We start from the raw sequence: 19,007 nt of genomic DNA, 5'->3' as shown, positions 1-19,007 counted from the left end.
TTACTGTACCTGAATTAAAGAAAAGTCGGCTACGTCTTCGTAAAGGGAACATATCTTCTTTAAAAGAGACAGTCGATTTCTTTTTAAATTTTCATCAGGATCATTTACCATTACTGCATCAAAAAAGGAGGCCATTGGCTGTGCTAAAGTTGCTAATGCAATTAGCAAGTCATTATATTCCGCATTTTTTATATTTGTTTTAATTCTTATTTCTAAACTATTTAATTTTTCAAATAAGGAAATTTCTTCTGCTGTTTTAAACAAAGAAGGATTCACTTCTTTTGAATTCCATTCCTGTGTTAAATTTTTTGCCCTTTTGTAAGGAATTAAAGCCTCTAATAAAGATCCTTTTCCTGACTGCGTTAAAGCAACAGCAATTTTTTCGGCAAAATTACGGACTTTATGAAGTGGCTCTTCTTTAAGCTGTCTTAAAAGTGCTTCTACGGAACGAGGATCGTATTCTCCTTCCAATGCAGCTTTCATACGATCTAAAATAAAAGAATATATTTTTTCTTTGTGTTCATTTGTTACTTTAGAATTTTCTTGAATAACAGCTAAACAAATTTCTACTACAGTTTTTAAAGAAACAGGAATGCTATTTTTTTCGTCTTTTATACCTAATAAACGAGCAATACCTAAAGCAAGTCTTCTCATGCCAAAAGGATCTTTATTTCCTTTTACTTCTGCTCCATGACAAATCATCATACAAAAGGAATCGAGTTTATCTGCTAAAGAAAGAACGACACCTTCAAATGTAGATGGCAAAGGAGAATGCGCTCCTGCAGGCATATAGTGCTCTTCAATTGCTTTACCAGCGATAAAAGAACGATTTGTGTCATTAAAAATATTTTGTTCCCTTACAAGAACCCCTCCCATAAAACCTTGCATTTCATCTGGAAATTCTTGCACACAACCTGTTTTTAAATCGGCTTTACAAAGCTCTGCTGCCGTTTCAATAATATTTAAATCTGTTTTTTGTGGTAATTGATTTGCAATTAAAGCTACTATTTTTTTAAGACGTTCTATTTTTTCAAATAATGTTCCCATTCCTGCTTGGAATAATTGATCCTTTAATCGATCACGAAATTCAGAAATAGGAGTGTTTAAGTCGGTGTCATAATAAAAAGCACCATCTTCAAGTCTACCAATAACAACAGTTTGTGTTCCTTCGATCATTTCTTCAATATTATTACATTTATAATTTGCTGAACCAATGTAGTATGGCAATAATTCTTTTCCATCTTGAGTTTCAACAGAAAAATAATTCATATGCTCACGCAATACACTCGAAATAAGAGGCTTTGGTAAACGCAAATATTTTTTATCGAATTCTGCTATAAATAAAGTTGGGTTTTCAAATAAACCGACACATTTATTTAATAAGGAATCATCATTTTGAAGTTTCCCATTTTTGCTTTGAGCAAGTTTGTTAGCTTCAAACGAAAAAATTGCTCTACGATTTTCAACCGAAGGCTCTACAAATATTTTCTCTAATGTTTTTTCATAATCATTTGCATGATTTAAAGTAACTTCTTCAGGATGCAAAATACGTTGCCCACAAGTTTTACGACCCGAATTTAAACCAAACATTTCTAATGAAATAACTTTGTCCTCAACCAACGAAACAATCCAACGGACAGGGCGAATAAACTGTGGACTTATTTCTGGTGGTAGCCATTTCATTTTGAGTGGCGCGGAAAGAGCATAACACCATTCTTTAAATTTTTCTGCCAAAAGAGTAGGGTAGTCACGTCCTACAACATGTTTTTCGGCATAAATAAATGTTCCATCCGATTTTGTTTTAAAACTTACACGAGAAGGATCTAAATTATTTTTTTTGCAGAACCCAAGACCAGCTGGAGATAAAGAACCATCAACAGATTTAGCAATACGCTCAACAGGACCCCAAATTTCAACTGTTTTTGAGTTTTCCGATTTTGGAATATTTTTAAATTGTATGCTTAAACGGCGTGAAGAAATATCTACTTTATACCCACCATTTTTTAAATTTTCTTTTGTTTCATCTTGAAATGAAACCCAATTTAAATTTTCTACATTCACAAAAGAATGAATTTTTTGTTCTAACTCTGCTTTTGCACTTAATTGAAAATTTGGCGGCATTTCTTCAACACCAAGTTCAAATAAAACATTTAATTTTTCTTTATTTGAAAAATCGGAAATATTTTTATAGACATTTGTTTCTTTGTTTTCTGTTACGTTATGAATAATGCCTTTTGGATAAATAGGTTTCCGCGCATCGGTATCGAGACGATTTAACATGGGATATCCAAGTTTTTCGCGCGCTGATCGATATTGCACTGCACATTTTTTTGCACAATCGCGAACACGTCCAATATAACGTTGTCTTTCACTTACAGAAATAGCGCCACGAGCATCTAATAAATTAAATGAGTGAGAAGCCTGTAAAACATAATCATAGGCTGGTAAAACTAAACCTTTTTCGCAAAGTTGAGAAACTTTTTCTTCGCATTTTTCAAAATGTCTGAAGAGTTCTTTGGTATCTGCTTCTTTAAAATTAAAATGAGAAAATTCAAATTCATTTTGATAAAAAATATCGCCATATGTAAAATGATCATTAAATGGCATATCTAAAGCATTTTTGTATCCTTTAGAATACATAAATAAACGCTCTAAGCCATACGTAATTTCTCCACAAACGACATCAATATCCAAACCACCGAGTTGTTGAAAATATGTAAATTGAGTTACTTCTTGACCATTGGCGCGGACTTCCCAGCCTAATCCCCAAGCACCAAGAGTTGGCCCTTTCCAATCGTCTTCAAGAAGCCCAATATCGTTGTCTTTTAAATTAACACCAACATGTTCAAGCGATTTAAGAAAAATATCTACTATATTTGATGGCGATGGTTTTAAAAGCACTTGCAATTGATAATAATGTTGAAAACGATAGGGACTTTTTCCATAACGCCCATCAACAGGTCTTCTGCATGGTTGTACATAAACAGAACGCCAAGGCTCGGGTCCAACTCCTTTTAAAAAAGTATGCGGGTGAAAGGTTCCAGCTCCCATATTTGCATCATAAGGTTGGCTCCAAATACAGCCATGATCTACCCAATAATTGCAAAGAGCGATAATAAATTCTTGAAAATTCTTAATTTCCACTGGGTTCACCTTTCACACGAAAAATATCTAAAACAGGCCTCGCAGAGATTGTTTACACTAAGAAAAAGATTAAGAAAAGAAAGTTAAGCAATCTGTTAGTATACTTCTTTGAAAAGCCGAATTTTAAAACTTTATTTAAAATAATTCAAAACTTCCTTGCTTTGAAAGAATTCAGATATTATTGGTGACAATTCGGGTAATTCAACTACAGCGCGTCCTACTTTTGTAGGAGTGAGGAAAGTCCGGACTTCATAGAGCAAGATGCTGGTTAACGGCCAGGCGGGGAAACTCGACGGAAAGTGCAACAGAGAATACACAGCCGAAGCCGCAAGGCTGGCAATGGTGAAAACGTGAGGTAAGAGCTCACGGACATGGCTGGTGACAGTCGGTTTGGCAAACCCCATCTGAAGCAAAGCCAAATAGGGGTGGAGAGTTGGCTCGGCTCACTGACACTCGGGTTGGCTGCAAAGAATGCTACGGTAACGTAACATCAAGAGAAATTGTAGTTTTAAACAGAATCCGGCTTATGGGTTACCCGAATTTTAATTTAATGTTACTTTTATTTAATCAATTAAAGTTAACCTCTCTGCAGCGGTTGATATGAAAGGAAATAGAATATGTTTCAACGCTCGCTCACATTAAATTCTTCTTCTCCAGAAATTACTTACTTCACATCCGAAAGCGTTAGCGAAGGACATCCAGATAAAGTTGCCGATCAAATTTCTGATGGAATTCTTGATGAACTTTTATCTTTTGATCCAAAAGCGAGAGTAGCATGCGAAGCTCTTTGTAAAACAGGATTAGTTGTTGTTGCTGGTGAAATTACTTTAAATCCAGAAACAGTTCATGCAAACGAAAAAAAACATAATCGTAAAATGAAAAGCTATTCTGAAATAGCTCGTAACGTTATTAAAGAAATTGGATATGATGATCCAAACAACGGCTTCGAGTACAGAAGCTGCGGTGTAATTGTTGCTGTAGATCAACAATCTCCAGATATCGCTCAAGGTGTAAATGAAGGTGAAGGATTGCACAAAGAACAAGGCGCTGGTGACCAAGGTATGATGTTCGGTTATGCTACAAACGAAACACCTGAGTATATGCCTGCCACCGTTCAATATGCACACTCCATCTTACGTAATCTTTCAAAAGCTCGTAAAGAAGGCAGTGCAAATTGGTTACGTCCCGATGCAAAATCTCAAGTCACAGTTGAATATCATAACGGAAAAATGAAAAGAGTGGATACTGTTGTTGTAAGTACAATGCATACTGACGACGTAACACAAGACACCATTCGTAATTTTGTGATTGAAAATGTGATTAAAAATACAATTCCATCAAATTTACTTGATTCCAATACAAAGTATCATATTAACCCAACCGGTAAATTTGTTATTGGTGGACCTCAAGGTGACTGCGGTTTAACAGGGCGCAAAATTATTGTTGATACTTACGGTGGACATGGAGCACATGGTGGCGGCGCTTTTTCTGGAAAAGATCCTTCTAAAGTAGACCGTTCTGCAGCATATATGGGAAGATATATTGCTAAAAACATTGTTGCTGCTGGTCTTGCTGACAAAGCTCTTGTTCAAATTGCATATGCAATTGGAGTAGCTCAACCTGTTAGTATTAATGTGAACACATATGGAACTGAAAAAGTAAACCGCGTTAAAATTGAAGAAGCTGTTCAAAAAGTATTTAACATGACACCATCTGGAATTGTTAAAACATTTGATCTTTTAAATCCTCAAAAAAATGGATTTACTTATCATGAAACTGCTTCCTACGGACATTTTGGACGCAATCATTTTCCATGGGAAAAATTAGATAAAGTTGATGATCTTAAAAAGCTTCTTTAATTTATCAATTCATAAATAAATCAATTCATAAATAAATCAATTCATTCCTTTATTTACAGTGCTCAAAAAAAAATATAATCTGCCAGTTCTGAGTCTTTTCATCCTGGCAGGAGCATATTTATGATTATCACAAAAAACTTGAAATTATTATTTGGTATTTTTATTTCATTTAATTTATTTAGTAATATATCTTACGCACAAAACGACTCTATAATTAAAGATAAAGAAACAGCATCTGAAAGCACTAAAGAAACAACAACTACTGCAATTACTAAAGAAACAACTGAAGAGCAAATAAACATTAAAGTTCTGGATAAATTATGGGACAATCGCGAAACAAATGAAGGCGAGAAAGAAATTGTAAATTTCTTTAAAAAAGAAATTAAAGCTCCAAATGATTTCAATATATCCTGGAGAATTTCAAGACTTGTTTATTATTATGGTAACTTTATGCCATTAGAAACCCTTGCTAAAAGTGAAAAAACAAAAATATTTAAATATGGGTATGAAGCTGGAGAAATTGCAAAAAAATTAGAGCCGAAACGAGTTGAAGGATTTTATTGGTATGCAATTAATTTAGGTTCATATGGACTTTCTAAAGGAATATTTTCAGCTTTAAATAATGCAAAACCCGGAAGAGATGCTTTAATAGAAGCCTCAAAAATTGATCTAAAGTACCAATGGTGTGGTCCATTAAGAATCCTTGGTAGATATTATCAAGAAGTTCCAGGTGGTCTTATTTCATTTGGTGACAAAAAAATAGCAGAAGAATATTATAATAAGGCTATTCAAAGTTGCCCTGAATACCGTTTAAATACGATGTATTTGGGAATTCTAAAGAAAAAAGCAGGAGACAAAAACGTTGCTCTCGAATTGTTTAAAAAAGCTCAAACTTTACCTGATGTTGATGGCAAAATTGAAGAAAAGCGCTATGCTAAAGAACTTGCTGAAAATATTAAAAGTGTGCAGAATATGTAAGCTGTACTTGATTCGCCCTTCTTAAGTGCATAAGAAGGATTGGGTATAATTTTTTATGCGTTTAAAGGAGTTTTTATGTCTTCTGGTAAATTTATTATTGGCGGAATTTTTATAGCCGCTGCCGTTGTTGGTTCAATACCTCTATTTTTTCATGATTATAAAAAAATTGCAAATAACTTAACTGGACAAACATCCTCTACAGTCTCAAGTAGTTCAAAAACGGCAACTGGCACAGAAGTCATTGGTAAATATAATAGTGTTACTTTAAAACGCTCTGATCTTACTACTCAAGAATTACAGACTCTTTTTGATGCTGAAAGTCAATCTTATAAAGCAATAGAAAATATTTTAGCTAAAAGATATTTTGATAATCTTATAAAAGAATATATGAAAAGCAAAAATATTTCTAATACAAATACTGCTGAACAAATGTTTATTCAAGAAAAATCTACAGTAACAAATGAACAAGTAAAACAATTTGTAAAAGAAAATGCAGAAAATCCTCAATTAAAAGGAAAAACACCTGAGCAACAAGAAGCTCTTGTTAAACCATATTTACAAAATCAAGCAGCTGGTTCTTATTTTAGAGCACTTGTAGCACAAGCACTTTCAAAAGGTGAAATAGAAGTATTAGGTGCATCAAAACCTGTTTCTCCTAAAATAAATGTAGAAATTGGAAATCATCCTTCAAAAGGCCCTGCAGATGCTCCTGTTACGATAGTAGAATTTGCTGATTTTCAATGCCCATTCTGCGCAACAGCAAAGCCTATTGTTGAAGAAGTATTAAAACAATACAAAGGAAAAGTTCGCTACGTATTTAAAAACTATCCCTTAGTGCAAATACATCCAGAAGCTATCCCTGCAGCTATTGCTGCTGAATGCGCAAATAAACAAAATAAATATTGGCAAATGCATGACGCCTTATTTGAAAATCATAAAAAATTAGGTGATGAAACATACACCATGATTGCTCAGAAAATTGGATTAAAAATTGAAGAATTTAATTCATGCAGAAAAGATCAAGCAGTGCATGATAAAATCAATTCAGAAATGGAATATGGGCAAAGCTTAGGAATTAATGCAACACCAGCATTTTATATTAACGGAGTTCAATTAATGGGAGCCTTACCAAAATCAGAATTTGAAAAGGTAATTAATAATGAACTTTCAATAAAGAACTAATAACAAAATTTGATAGATTATTTCAAATAGAGTAAAAAAGCCATAGGTTAAAACCTATGGCTTTTTATTTTTGGAGAAATTTTATGACAGAATCTTTAACACACTTAGAAATAAATGGAAAAAAAGCAACTCTTCAAATCAACAGACCAAATCAATTGAATGCACTAAATAAACAAGTACTAGAAGAACTTCATAAACATTGTCTGTTTCTAAAAGAAAATAAAGAAATTAAAGTATTAATTATTTGTGGCGCAGGGGACAAAGCATTTGTTGCTGGCGCCGATATAAAAGAAATGCAAGATTTTAATTCCTCCGATCGAGCGGCTCAATTTTCTATTTTTGGTGCTAAAACATTTAGCATGCTTGAAAATTTATCACAAATCACTATTGCGCGTGTTCAAGGGTTTGCACTAGGAGGAGGTCTTGAACTTGCCCTTGCTTGTGATTTTATAATTGCTTCGGAAAAAGCAAGATTTGGCCTTCCTGAAGTGACTTTAGGGCTCATTCCAGGTTTTTCTGGTACTCAACGCTTGACAAGACGCTTAGGAGTGTCAAAAGCTATAGAATGGGTATCTACAGCTGATAAATATTCTGCTGCAGAAGCCCATTTACATGGTTTGGTAAATCATGTGACAAAACATGATGAGCTTGAATTTTTTACAGATCAAATATCTGATAAAATAATCAAAAATGCTCCTCATGCAATTCAAGTAGCAAAAAAAGTAATTAAGCAAGGCATTGAATTGCGTTTTGAAGAAGGGTGTTCATTGGAATCATCCGAGTTTGGACTCTTATTTGTAGGCTCAGAAGCTAAAGAAGGCATGAAGGCATTTATTGAAAAAAGACCAGCAAATTTTTGATAGCTTGAAAGTGAAATAAATGAATCAACAAACTCCTCCTCTTCAAAACGATTTGTCAAACTCAGTAAGAATAATTTTGCTTAATAAATCAGGTCATAAAATTGATGAATTTTTCATGAGGGCAGGAGCTAATTTATGGGTCTTTATTAGAAAAAGAGGGTTGCCAATTGGGGCGGCCTGTTCGGGGGTGGGTGTTTGTGGTGCTTGTAATATTAAAGTAATAACTAATAATCCCAATGCTGTTTCCGAACAAAATGATTTTGAAAAAAATACATTATTGAAAAATAATAAATTAATTGAAAACCGTCTCGCATGTTTATGCCGTGTTTTTTCAGACTTAACCATACAAGCTGATTACTGGTAAAAATTACGAATCAATAAACATATTAGGAAAATTAAAAAACATGTTCAAAAAAACTTTATTAATATTAAGTTTATTTTTATTTGCTTCTTGTGGCGAAAAACCAAAAGAAAAAGAAAAAGCCCTATCCTGCTCCGAATTACTAGATCAATTTCATAACAATAAATATTCTATTCAATACATCGTAAATTCTTGCAATGGTTTTGACAAAGAAAAAAATATACCGGGATACGAGTCCACTGTTTACATTTCTGTAAATACTATTGCTTGCACTGGAGTTGCAATTGCAGATAATACAATATTAACGGCAGCTCACTGCTTATATATTGAAGAAGAAAAAGGTAAATATAGAAAAGCTAGAGAAAGCGAAATTTTTGTTTTTAATGAAAAACCTTTAGATAATAAGGCTTATACAAAAAATACTGTTAAAAAAATAATTTATAATGATATTTATAATCCTAGTAAGAATGACAATATTCCTTTTGCAGATATTGCTATTTTGAAAACAACAGAGTCCATAAGTAAACTAAATTTAAAGCAGGCTCGAATTGCAAAAGAATATTTTGATGGAGAAAAAACCCTTTTCACGGGTTTTGGACAAACAGGAGAATTTGAAGATAATTCAAAAGGCATTATAAGATGGGCAGTAGCCACATTAAGAAAGCCAAATCATAATATTTCTTATAATAGTGAAGAGCTTTTATCTTTTGGTGAAGCTAAAATGATTGATAAATCTATAGCACCAACAATAACAGATACATTTATTATTATGAAAAAAGAACATATGTCTTTTGGTCAAACTTGTCACGGAGATTCAGGTGGCCCTCAGTTTGTAAAACGTGGCAATAATTATTCCTTAATTTCAATTACTCAAGGAACGAACTCTAGATTGGTAGGTCCACAATATTGGACTAATAATGACAAATGTACAGCAGATGATTCAAATAATACTTATATATATCCTTATCTTTCATGGATTCTGTCTAAATTAGATGCTGGTGAAAAATTGTTATATTAGATTTCTCTAAATAAAATTCTTTTAAAAATCAATTATATTTTTTTTATAATTGATTTTTTTATTATTATCTATACTTTATTCTTATAAATATAAGGAGAGATGATCATGGAAAAAGCATTTTCTCAGACAAATGAAAAAATTTCAAATTACGCTGTAGATACTTTCAAACCAGAAGATTCTATTTTAAAAGAAGTCAGAGAACGTTCAGCAAAATTAAATATTCCACTCATTCAAGTAAACAATATGGATGGTTTGCATTTAGAATTATTAATACGCATCTCTAAAGCTAAAAAAATTGTAGAAGTTGGTACTTTAGCTGGATATTCAGGAATATGCATTGCAAGAGGAATTCAAAATGATGGTATTTTGCATACCATTGAATTAGAGCAAAAACATGCCGATGCCGCAAAAGAATCTTTTCAAAAGGCGGGCGTTTCTCATTTAATAAAACAACACGTTGGTCCTGGTATCGAAATGTTAAAATCAATTGAAAAAGAAGGCCCATTTGACGCCATTTTTATTGATGCAGATAAGGTATCTTACCCTAAATATTTAACCTGGGCAGAAGACAATTTAAAAGTGGGTGGATTAATTATTGGTGATAATACATTTGCTTGGGGAAATATTTATAAAGAAAATATAGAAGACACAGAATTAAATACAAAAGTAATCGCTTTGCGAGAATTTAATTCACGTCTAGCAAAGAGTCCTAAGTTCAGAAGTACAATTTTACCTACTGGAGAAGGACTCACTGTCGCAATTAAAGTTTCCTAGTTTAATTCTTTATCATTTTTTTTCTTTAAAATTAAAAAATAAAAAGTAAATACCAGAAGAATACTTGAAGCTAACATCACACTTGCCATTGGCAATTGTGATTGTGACTTAAATGCTCCAGATAAATAGCCCGCAAATACTCCAGTCATAATCTCAATAAAGAAAAATAAGCCTGTGGCTACTCCAACCATTTTAGGGAATATATCAATGACACCTACTTGAGTTAATGGGAAAATAATACCAATGCCTATCATAATTATAATTAAAGGAATTAAGATTACAGCCACAGAGGTGAAATTTAATATTGCAAAAACAAATAAAATGCTTGAACCAATTAAACATAAAAAAGTTGCAATAGAAATTAAATTATTTAAAGGAATTTTATTGGACATTTTTCTTGCTAAAACAGTGCCAGATATATAACCAAAAGAGACAAAGCCAAAAATAATTCCATATACAACAGGAGAAACTCCTATAATATCTTGAAAAATAAAAGAGGATGATGAAATAAAGGAGAAGAAAACACACCAAGCAAAAGCAATTGTTAACGTATAACCCATATACATTTTATTTGTTAACATAATTTTATAATTTTTAAATAAATTTACTAAATTTGTAGCTTTTGGATTTAATTCTTTATTTGTTTCTTCTAATTTATAATAAGCAAAAATTAATACTAAAGTAGAAACAATAAATAAAAATACAAAAGAGGAACGCCATCCCCAATAACTTTGTAATGTCCCACCTATAATAGGAGCAATTGCTGGTGAAATAGCCATACCAGTAGAAATATAAGTAAACACTTTAATTTGATCTTTTTTCTCAAAAGAATCACGAACAATTGTTCGTCCAATAACAATTCCACAACATCCGCCTAATGCTTGAAAAAATCTAGCTATAATTAAAATCCAAACATTAGAAGCAAAAATACAAATAAATGTCGAAATGATATATAACGATATTCCACCAAGTAAAATAGGACGCCTACCAAAACGATCTGATAAACAACCACATGTTAACATGGATATAGCAAAACCAATCATATAAAAACTTAATGTTAATTGAATTAATGCTTGTGTCGTATTTAAGTCATTGACCATATGGGGCAGGGAAGGAACATATGTATCAGTTGAAAACGTAGACAAAGAAACAATTAAAATAAGAATAAAAATCTTAAGCGTGCTGGATCGATTTTTCAACTGATATCTCCTCGGAAAGCGCTTGACTACAAAATAACACGCAAAAAATCCATGCAATATCTGCAATAAGTAAATGAATAATTTGCATCCAAACAGGCGCAAGAAGCGCAATATTTATAAATCCAATAAAAATTTGAAGAATAAAAATTCCAGTAATACTAAATGTTAATTTTTTTTGTATTGATGATGAGTTTTTATTTGTCAAACTCCAAGTTGCAAAAACAGTATATATAGCAACAATAACAGCAAAAATAGGATGATATATTCTTAAAGACATTAAAAAATGGGAAGGATTGATTATTTCATGAAAAACACCTTCACCAACAGAATTAGGTTTAAATAATGTATCACCTAATGCTGTAATTGCCCCAGACATACCTACAATAAACATTCCTATTATTATTAAAGAAACAGGTATAAACTTTTTTGTATGTATATTAAATTTATTAAATTTAAATCCAGAAGACCAAGCTGCAGTCAAGGAAATAGAAGCTATTAAAATAAATGTGGCAACTAAATGAAGTGACATGACGATTGCTCTAAAGTATGAAGAATTATTAGCCACTAGTCCAAATATAACTAAACCAGCTCCTAATAACGCTTCAAATACCACAAAACAAAATGCAATAATAGCAGAAATTCGTATTGGATCCTTTTTTTTCGTTACTTTAAAAGCCCAGACTAATAAAATAATAGATCCAATTCCAACGATTCCGCTTGAAACTCTGTGAGTATATTCAATTATTGTATGAAAAGTGGAAAAATTAGGAACAACAACACCATTACATAAAGGCCAATGTTCTCCACAACCTGCACCAGAACCTGTCGCTCTAACGTAAGCTCCACCTAAAATTACATAAAAATTATAAGCAAGAAACGCCCAAGCAAATCGAGAATAGTTTTTCATTTTTATCATAATTTTGTTCCGATGTGTGATTAGGAAGAATATAATAAATAAACATCGGCCAAATAGTAATTAAGAAATTATTGAAAATCAACTTTTGGAATTATAAATTACTAATATAAAAAGTACTTCTTAACTTGTTTTTAAAAGGTCATCAATCATTCCATCAACATCATCTTGCGCTAGTTTTTTATTACGGGGATCAGGTAAAGAAGCGATTAAGGAAAGATAATTTCTATATATTTCATCTTCTTCTGATGAAAATTGTTTTCTTCTTAAATCTCTGTGAAGAAAAGAGTGAAGAATTTCACCACCTTTTCGAACTGCATAAAGAGGGTTTGGATAAAGTGATTCATTTTTAGTTAAGTATTCTACATTAAAAGCACAATTCATCCAGTTTGAAATATCGACAATCGCATTTCGATATTGGTTTTCAGATTCAAATTGTGCTGCACTCATAATACTATTAATTAAATTCGAAATGGTAGCAAATGACTTTTCATCAGGAAGCGGATTTATTTTTTCAGGCTCATAACGACCTAACATAGCAAGAATAAGCCTTATTCTATGCTTAGATTCGCTATATAGATCTTTTATAGAGTCTTTTGAAATTGTTTTATCCGCAGTCAAATTTATTCTCCTAAACAGAGAAAACAAAAGATTCAGATTTAAATCGTCTTTAAGTAACAACTGCAAGCGTAATATCATCTTTAACATGTCTAGGAGGATCAAGACATGATAATTTGCCTAATAATTTTGCCCCTTCTTCTACAACAAGTTTATAAGAGGCAATATCTCCTTGAACCCGAGCAGAAGGGGTTAACCTTAAAAGCTCCGCAGCGTGAAGACTTCCTTCAAAGACACCACTCACTTCAATGACGACCCCTTGAATTTCGCCTTTAATTAAAGCTGATTCTTCAATAATAAGAACATCTTCAGAAATAATCGTTCCTTCCACATGACCCGCTAAACGCGCTTCTCCCTTTAAAATCACTTTTCCTTGAAAAAAAGTTTGACTGCCAAGTAAGGAAAAAGGCACACCTTTATATTTTTTTGAGACATTTTCAATACTTTGAGTGGACGACATAACTTTAGCATCTTTCGCTTTTGAAAACACCTTTACACTCCTAAAATAATAAAATGCGATTTTTTTGAAACTCAAGATAAATACTCGTAATATAAAGGTATAAAAGTGCAGTAAAAGTTGTGAGATACAAAATGTATTAGGACGGTTAAATGACTTACAAAGAATATATTGCCGCAAATAGAGTTTTTAATCATATTCCTGATATGCAAAATATTCCCTATGAACGATTATCTTCTTTATTTCGAGAAAATCTATTAATTTTAAGAAAAAAAGATTGCTATTGTGAAGATGATGTTAAAAATATCCCTAAAATACCAATAATTTACCCTATTTTTCCGACAACCGGAGAAGCAAGCAAAGGCTTTTATAATTCTCTACCATTTGCCTATATTTCATGGTATATTCCATCGAATGCTTTGCCCATTATTGAAGTCATTGAGACCCCTATCCCCTGCAGTGAACTTCTTTTCAATTCGAAGGAAAAAGAAGAAATAGATAAGATCTTAAGCCCAAAAGGGTTAAGCATCATTGGAAGCTATGAAAAAGTAACATTTCCAATTTTAAATACAGGTTTAACTTCTATAAGAAAAAGAGCCTTAAGTAAAATTTTAGAGATTTCCAATAAAAATGCACTTATTTACCTTTCAATTTTTCGAGATATGCCGAAAATACTTGTTGGGGATAGTTTTTCAAGATATCAACAAGGTTTTGAGGTTTCTCAAAATCTGAATGGTTGGGCTTATCAATCGCAAAGAACCATGCCAATAATGTTTCAAAAGAAACTTTATGTTTATACCTTGGATTGCTGGGCGCTTTCAAAAAAAGATTTGATTATTTAAAGGTTCGAGATCCAAAATGAATTTTGTGTGTTACAATTTATTAAAAGTAACTTAAGGAAACTATAATGTATTTTTTATCAAGATTAATTCCAATAAAAACATTGAAAATGTTCCTTATCCCATTATTTAGCTGTGGATTTATTTTATCAAATACTCAAATTGCACTAGCTCAAAGCGGAGGTAATAAAAACGTAACAATTTTATACTCTCAGCAAAATCAAAATAAAAAAAATTCGAATAAAAAAGTCCGTAAAAGTAACAAAAATGTAAAAATAAAAAAATCTTCTCGCTCAAAATCAAAATATAGAAGAAAATTTGAAGAAAATTTTGCAAGAAACGATGCAAAAACAGTATATGTTACGGCACAGCCCGTTTTATTTTCCGCTTATAACGGTTCCTCAATTATAAATCCGACTCGATTTGCTCAAAATACTGTAAAAGTAAAAGCATTTACAGATCCCAGAGAGTCTTTAAATAATAATGGGGCTGCTTTTAATACGCCATTTGGTCAAATTGATTGGCCTGAAGTTGCTTCCAAAATGTTTTTTAAAAATGGAAAAACTTATTCTTACTACAAAAATTTTAAACTTGAATTAACTATTGATCCACAGCTTCAAGATGCTTCCGAAAAGTATTTAAGCCAAACTCGAATTTTAAATGGCTCAACTGCAATCATAGACCCTAAAACAGGAAAAATACTTGCTCTGTCACAAAATGGAGGTAACAGAAATGCTGTTATTTCTGTAAGCTCAAGAGCCCCCGCAGCAAGTTTAATGAAAATTATTACAGCATCAGCTGCCATTGAAAAACGCAATTTGAATCCTTATGATGAAATCGCTTTTCGGGGAGGATGTGGGTCTCTCAGAAATGGAAATTGGCTCGCTGACCCTGCTCGAGATTCTCAAAGATTAACATTTGCTAAGGCTTTTGGCTCAAGTTGCAATACCGCATTTGCAAGAATTGCTTTATATGACGTAGGACTCTCTTCTTTAAAATTTTATGCAGAGAAATTCATGTTTAATAAAGCAATCCCAAGTGATATTAAACTACAAACAAGCATGTTTTTATTACCAGATCCAGATACAGCCACTCCTCAAGAAGTTGCTGAAGCAGGAGCTGGATTTGGCGCTACTAGATTAAATCCTATTCATGCTGCATTATTATCAGCTGCTATAAATAATCGTGGAGTCATGATGGCGCCATTTCTTGTAGAAGCTGCATTTAATTCGGATGGAAGAGAAGTTTATAGAGCAAAACCTATGCAAATAGGTAGAATAGTTTCTCCTCAGACGGCTTTAAAAGTTGAGACCCTTATGCTAGCTACTATTGCCACTGGAACAAGTAGACGCACTTTTCATAAAGCGGGCACACGTGCTGATGCAGATGAAATTGGTGGTAAAACAGGAACTCTACTAGACCCTGAAAATAGAGATGTTCTTTACACATGGTTTAGTGGTATTGCTCCATTAAATAGTCCTAACAGTATTGCTATCGGGACTGTTGTAGCCAGTCCACAAAACTGGGTTGTACGAGCTAGTTCTGTTGCGCAAACGACATTGGCTGATTACTTAAAGTTAGAAAAAAGTGATAGCAGAGTTGCAAGCAGAAGCAATTAACTTAAATTATTAATTTATTAATTATCACTTTAGAAACTTTGTAAATGTAGAGTTTATTTAGTTTTTAAAGTAACATTTAGACAGAATAAAAATGACATCAAATTCTTTTATTGATTTTGTATTCTCTCAATTCCAAGCTACTAATTGGCAAAATGGAATTTCTATTTATAGATCAGGCGGTATTCATAATTTTCAAGCATATGGAGAGTTATTAAGCTGCCGAGTTAAAGCGGGAATCGGAGAAAATTACGAAGTCCGTATGAAAATCCATGCACAAGGACGTTTTGTTCAATGGATGGAATGTACATGCCAAGCCAATAGAAGAAGAGCTGAAAAATGCCAACACTTGGCTGCCTTTTGTATTTTTTTAGATCAAGAGAAAGCAACTTATCTTCAAAAATTAAATTTAGGCACGGGTGGTTCAGAACTCCATTTAAGTTCTGTACATACAAAACCACAAACGATCCCACCACAAGAAAATAAAAATGCTATTTTTAGTGCTGAAGAAAAATGGGAAATTATCAATGATGCAAAACAAGTTTTAGAAAGTAGTAATTTAGAAAATATATTCTCTTCTAACGTAGCAGAACTGGTATCTATCGATATTGATAAAGAAGAACCTTGGTTAAACGCTTTGGTTCAAATTGATAGTACCCGAAAATTAAATTATCGTTTTGGCGTTGATGATACTTGTAAACTTTTATTTAATACAAAATATTCGGAAAAAGCTTCAGCCCCCGTTCAAAAACTTATTAAACATGAAATCGTTGCAAAAAGATATTTTAATATAAAAAATAATGGGAAATCTGGTTTTTTAATTCAAAAAAATATTGCTCTCGTAAAAGATGGTAAAATAATAAAAAAACTTATTATTGAAGATTTAAATCAAATTCATATTGGTAAAATTGGAATATTCATTAAAAAAACTGGATATATTCCATTTGCTGACAAAATGAATAATACGCAAGTTTCAAGATGGCACGAATATCCCAAAACAGGAATTGTTGAAGGAGATACAGCTGCAAGCTTGATTGAAAGTGATTTTTCTCGACTTAAAGAAACAGCAGATATTGTTGTTAGTGATAATTTATCAAAAATTAAAGTTTATAAAAAAATATCTATTCCAGAATTTACCTTAAATAAATCTTTAGATGGTTCTATACTTATTGATGCTAAATTTAATTCAAACTCAGATGAAAAATCAAGTGCGGATACATCTGGTACTTTATACCAAATACTTAAAGCAAGAGCAGAAGGTAGACAGTATCTCGAAACAGACAAGGGTTTTATCAAAATTACACCTGAACTTGATTGGTTAAAAAACAAAGTTCAGGAAGATGGCCAACTAAAACTTTCTACTTTAGAATTTGTTCGTTTTCATGAACAATTTGGATCAGAAAGTAAAGTCAAAGGGAAAGCCGCTGTCATTGAGAAAATCCGATCTGGTTTAATTTCAAGAGATAAACTCCAATTGCCCTCCTTAAAAGAAACAAATTTAGCCCTTAGACCTTATCAAGAAGACGGCTTAAAATGGTTATGGTGGTTATATAATAATCAACTCGGAGGTCTTTTGGCCGATGAAATGGGTTTAGGAAAAACCCACCAAGCCATGGGGCTCATTTCAAGCATTACAAAAAATGAACAGAACTCCATTTCGCTCGTAGTTTGTCCTACAAGTGTTATTGATCACTGGCTTGATAAAATGACGAAATACATCCCTAACGTAACAAGCATCTGTTTTCACGGCCCTTTTCGTAAAAATCATTTATCAAAAATAGATAAATCAAAAAATATTCATTATGCATTTGTTACTAGCTATGGAATTTTACTTCGTGATATACAATTAATTATGCAATTTAAATGGAATTTAGTTGTATTAGATGAAGCTCATTTAGTAAAAAATCAAAGTACGCGCACTTATAAAGCTGCTTGTAAAATAAATAGTAACATGAGGCTCTGCTTAACAGGTACACCTTTAGAAAATGATCTCATGGAATTAAAAAACCTTTTTGATTATATTGCTCCTAGTTATTTAGGCACAGACAATGAATTTAAAAAGAAATATATGCTCAATGACGAAAAAACAGATCCAATTGCAGATATTGAATTACACCGATTAATTCATCCATTTAAAATGCGCCGAAATAAGTTAGATGTTTTAACGGATTTACCTGAAAAAGTAGAAGATATTAGATATTGTCACTTAAATCCTTCACAAAAAAAATTATATAATGAAGCTTTAAATTTAAAAGGCAAAAAATTAATTGACGATCTTCAAAACGAAAAAAATCCAATTCCTTATATCCATATTTTTAGTTTGATTAGTTTATTGAAACAAATATGCAATGATCCTGCAATTATTGATCCACAATATGCAAATGTAGGTAGTGGAAAATTGCAAGTTTTTGATGAATTGCTTAGTGAAGCAATTGAAAGTAATCAAAAAGTTGTTATTTTCTCTCAATATGCAAAAATGGTTTCTAAGCTATCTGAAAGATTAAATAATAAAGGGATAAAACATGTTACCTTAACAGGACAATCTATCAATAGAGGTAATATTGTTAAAGAGTTTCAAGAAAATGATAATGTAAAAGTATTTATTGGTTCCTTATTAGCTGGAGGAACAGGTATTGATCTTACTTCTGCAAGTGTTGTCATTCATTTTGACAGATGGTGGAATGCAGCAAAAGAAAATCAAGCGACAGATCGTATTCACCGTATTGGCCAAATTAGAAATGTCCAAGTTTACAAATTAGTTACCAAAGGAACGCTTGAAGAACGCATAGATGAAATCATCAGCCGTAAAAAAATGATTTTTGAGCGATTTGTAGAGCAAGATGAAGAAGTCTTTAAAAATCTATCTAGAGATGACTTACTACAACTCCTTAAGGCGCCAGTTGATAACAGTGACCTTGGCATTCAAGAAGACGATAGTATAGAAGTATATAATATTTAATTTATTAAAAATAATTTATTATAATCTTATTTAACAATAAAAATCAAAACAATGTCTAAAAAACGGACATTGTTTTTCTTTATTTTAGATACCCAAAAAATTAAATATAAAAACAAAGGGCTCATTGCTTCTTCTATTTATTTAAGGGGAATAAAGCATGATTTCTTCTATTTTAAAAAGAATATTGCACTATAAAAAACACGTTAGAAAAAAAATTTAAATAAATTCAA

General features: G+C 32.1%; 15 protein-coding genes and 1 other RNA gene. 11 read left to right on the top strand and 5 right to left on the bottom strand.

The annotated features are described in order from the left end of the window. A complete protein-coding gene (gene glyS / locus ACIQ56_RS01805) occupies nucleotides 1–3,144 on the bottom strand; it encodes a glycine--tRNA ligase subunit beta (RefSeq protein WP_397599373.1) in 3,144 nt (1,047 codons plus the stop codon). Nucleotides 3,145–3,336: 192 nt separating this feature from the next. Between glyS and rnpB the strand changes: the two genes are divergently transcribed. The 8 genes from rnpB to ACIQ56_RS01765 all read left to right on the top strand — a co-directional run bounded on the left by rnpB (nucleotide 3,337) and on the right by ACIQ56_RS01765 (nucleotide 10,176). Continuing rightward, nucleotides 3,337–3,687: RNase P RNA component class A (gene rnpB, locus ACIQ56_RS01800), an RNA gene on the top strand. 74 nt (nucleotides 3,688–3,761) lie between these two features. Then, on the top strand, nucleotides 3,762–5,003 hold the full coding sequence (gene metK / locus ACIQ56_RS01795) for a methionine adenosyltransferase (protein WP_397599372.1): 1,242 nt from the start codon (nucleotides 3,762–3,764) through the stop codon (nucleotides 5,001–5,003). Nucleotides 5,004–5,123: 120 nt separating this feature from the next. Next, nucleotides 5,124–5,981, top strand: a complete 858-nt coding sequence (locus ACIQ56_RS01790; protein WP_397599371.1) for a hypothetical protein — start codon at nucleotides 5,124–5,126, stop codon at nucleotides 5,979–5,981. A 75-nt stretch (nucleotides 5,982–6,056) separates the two neighbouring features. Continuing rightward, nucleotides 6,057–7,163: a DsbA family protein gene (locus ACIQ56_RS01785; protein ID WP_397599370.1), complete on the top strand. Its 1,107-nt coding sequence runs from the start codon at nucleotides 6,057–6,059 to the stop codon at nucleotides 7,161–7,163. 83 nt (nucleotides 7,164–7,246) lie between these two features. Continuing rightward, nucleotides 7,247–8,023, top strand: coding sequence for an enoyl-CoA hydratase/isomerase family protein (locus ACIQ56_RS01780; protein ID WP_397599369.1), 777 nt, complete (start codon nucleotides 7,247–7,249; stop codon nucleotides 8,021–8,023). Between the two features lie 19 nt (nucleotides 8,024–8,042). Further along, nucleotides 8,043–8,387: a 2Fe-2S iron-sulfur cluster-binding protein gene (locus tag ACIQ56_RS01775; RefSeq protein WP_397599368.1), complete on the top strand. Its 345-nt coding sequence runs from the start codon at nucleotides 8,043–8,045 to the stop codon at nucleotides 8,385–8,387. Nucleotides 8,388–8,427: 40 nt separating this feature from the next. Continuing rightward, the gene (locus tag ACIQ56_RS01770; protein ID WP_397599367.1) at nucleotides 8,428–9,402 is read left to right on the top strand and encodes a trypsin-like serine protease; all 975 of its coding nucleotides are present in this window, start codon (nucleotides 8,428–8,430) and stop codon (nucleotides 9,400–9,402) included. A 105-nt stretch (nucleotides 9,403–9,507) separates the two neighbouring features. Beyond that, nucleotides 9,508–10,176 (top strand): O-methyltransferase, encoded by a 669-nt coding sequence (locus ACIQ56_RS01765; protein WP_397599366.1) that lies wholly within the window; start codon nucleotides 9,508–9,510, stop codon nucleotides 10,174–10,176. On the opposite strand, the gene ACIQ56_RS01760 is transcribed toward ACIQ56_RS01765, so the two are convergent. The 4 genes from ACIQ56_RS01760 to ACIQ56_RS01745 form a co-directional block, all read right to left on the bottom strand. Further along, the gene (locus ACIQ56_RS01760) at nucleotides 10,173–11,375 is read right to left on the bottom strand and encodes a multidrug effflux MFS transporter (protein ID WP_397599365.1); all 1,203 of its coding nucleotides are present in this window, start codon (nucleotides 11,373–11,375) and stop codon (nucleotides 10,173–10,175) included. The genes ACIQ56_RS01765 and ACIQ56_RS01760 overlap by 4 nt on opposite strands. Next, nucleotides 11,350–12,291: a COX15/CtaA family protein gene (locus ACIQ56_RS01755; protein WP_397599364.1), complete on the bottom strand. Its 942-nt coding sequence runs from the start codon at nucleotides 12,289–12,291 to the stop codon at nucleotides 11,350–11,352. The genes ACIQ56_RS01760 and ACIQ56_RS01755 overlap by 26 nt, the downstream gene beginning before the upstream one ends. Before the next feature lie 120 nt (nucleotides 12,292–12,411). Next, nucleotides 12,412–12,909: a hypothetical protein gene (locus ACIQ56_RS01750; RefSeq protein ID WP_397599363.1), complete on the bottom strand. Its 498-nt coding sequence runs from the start codon at nucleotides 12,907–12,909 to the stop codon at nucleotides 12,412–12,414. Between the two features lie 49 nt (nucleotides 12,910–12,958). Next, entirely contained in the window at nucleotides 12,959–13,396 is a 438-nt protein-coding gene (locus tag ACIQ56_RS01745; RefSeq protein ID WP_397599362.1) for a polymer-forming cytoskeletal protein, read from the bottom strand. Between the two features lie 119 nt (nucleotides 13,397–13,515). On the opposite strand from ACIQ56_RS01745, the gene ACIQ56_RS01740 reads away from it, so the two are divergent. The 3 genes from ACIQ56_RS01740 (at nucleotide 13,516) to ACIQ56_RS01730 (ending at nucleotide 18,777) form a co-directional block, all read left to right on the top strand. Then, nucleotides 13,516–14,205, top strand: a complete 690-nt coding sequence (locus ACIQ56_RS01740; RefSeq protein WP_397599361.1) for a hypothetical protein — start codon at nucleotides 13,516–13,518, stop codon at nucleotides 14,203–14,205. A 65-nt stretch (nucleotides 14,206–14,270) separates the two neighbouring features. Next, nucleotides 14,271–15,821 carry a penicillin-binding transpeptidase domain-containing protein gene (locus tag ACIQ56_RS01735; protein WP_397599360.1) on the top strand — a complete coding sequence of 517 codons (1,551 nt, stop codon included), beginning with the start codon at nucleotides 14,271–14,273 and terminating at the stop codon, nucleotides 15,819–15,821. Between the two features lie 91 nt (nucleotides 15,822–15,912). Continuing rightward, nucleotides 15,913–18,777 carry a DEAD/DEAH box helicase gene (locus tag ACIQ56_RS01730; protein ID WP_397599359.1) on the top strand — a complete coding sequence of 955 codons (2,865 nt, stop codon included), beginning with the start codon at nucleotides 15,913–15,915 and terminating at the stop codon, nucleotides 18,775–18,777. Nucleotides 18,778–19,007: the final 230 nt, after the last annotated feature.

The sequence above is a fragment of the Silvanigrella sp. genome (genome assembly GCF_044369315.1).
In the GTDB taxonomy this organism is placed as follows: domain Bacteria; phylum Bdellovibrionota_B; class Oligoflexia; order Silvanigrellales; family Silvanigrellaceae; genus Silvanigrella.
The sequence above is the reverse complement of the archived record's forward strand: the minus strand, read 5'-3'. Positions and strand labels throughout refer to the sequence as shown.

Bases quoted from the DNA above. Each gene is read 5' to 3' on its own strand.
- metK (WP_397599372.1), top strand. From the start codon at position 3,762: ATGTTTCAACGCTCGCTCACATTAAATTCTTCTTCTCCAGAAATTACT.
- ACIQ56_RS01790 (WP_397599371.1), top strand. From the start codon at position 5,124: ATGATTATCACAAAAAACTTGAAATTATTATTTGGTATTTTTATTTCA.
- ACIQ56_RS01785 (WP_397599370.1), top strand. From the start codon at position 6,057: ATGTCTTCTGGTAAATTTATTATTGGCGGAATTTTTATAGCCGCTGCC.
- ACIQ56_RS01780 (WP_397599369.1), top strand. From the start codon at position 7,247: ATGACAGAATCTTTAACACACTTAGAAATAAATGGAAAAAAAGCAACT.
- ACIQ56_RS01775 (WP_397599368.1), top strand. From the start codon at position 8,043: ATGAATCAACAAACTCCTCCTCTTCAAAACGATTTGTCAAACTCAGTA.
- ACIQ56_RS01770 (WP_397599367.1), top strand. From the start codon at position 8,428: ATGTTCAAAAAAACTTTATTAATATTAAGTTTATTTTTATTTGCTTCT.
- ACIQ56_RS01765 (WP_397599366.1), top strand. From the start codon at position 9,508: ATGGAAAAAGCATTTTCTCAGACAAATGAAAAAATTTCAAATTACGCT.
- ACIQ56_RS01755 (WP_397599364.1), bottom strand. From the start codon at position 12,291: ATGATAAAAATGAAAAACTATTCTCGATTTGCTTGGGCGTTTCTTGCT.
- ACIQ56_RS01740 (WP_397599361.1), top strand. From the start codon at position 13,516: ATGACTTACAAAGAATATATTGCCGCAAATAGAGTTTTTAATCATATT.
- ACIQ56_RS01735 (WP_397599360.1), top strand. From the start codon at position 14,271: ATGTATTTTTTATCAAGATTAATTCCAATAAAAACATTGAAAATGTTC.
- ACIQ56_RS01730 (WP_397599359.1), top strand. From the start codon at position 15,913: ATGACATCAAATTCTTTTATTGATTTTGTATTCTCTCAATTCCAAGCT.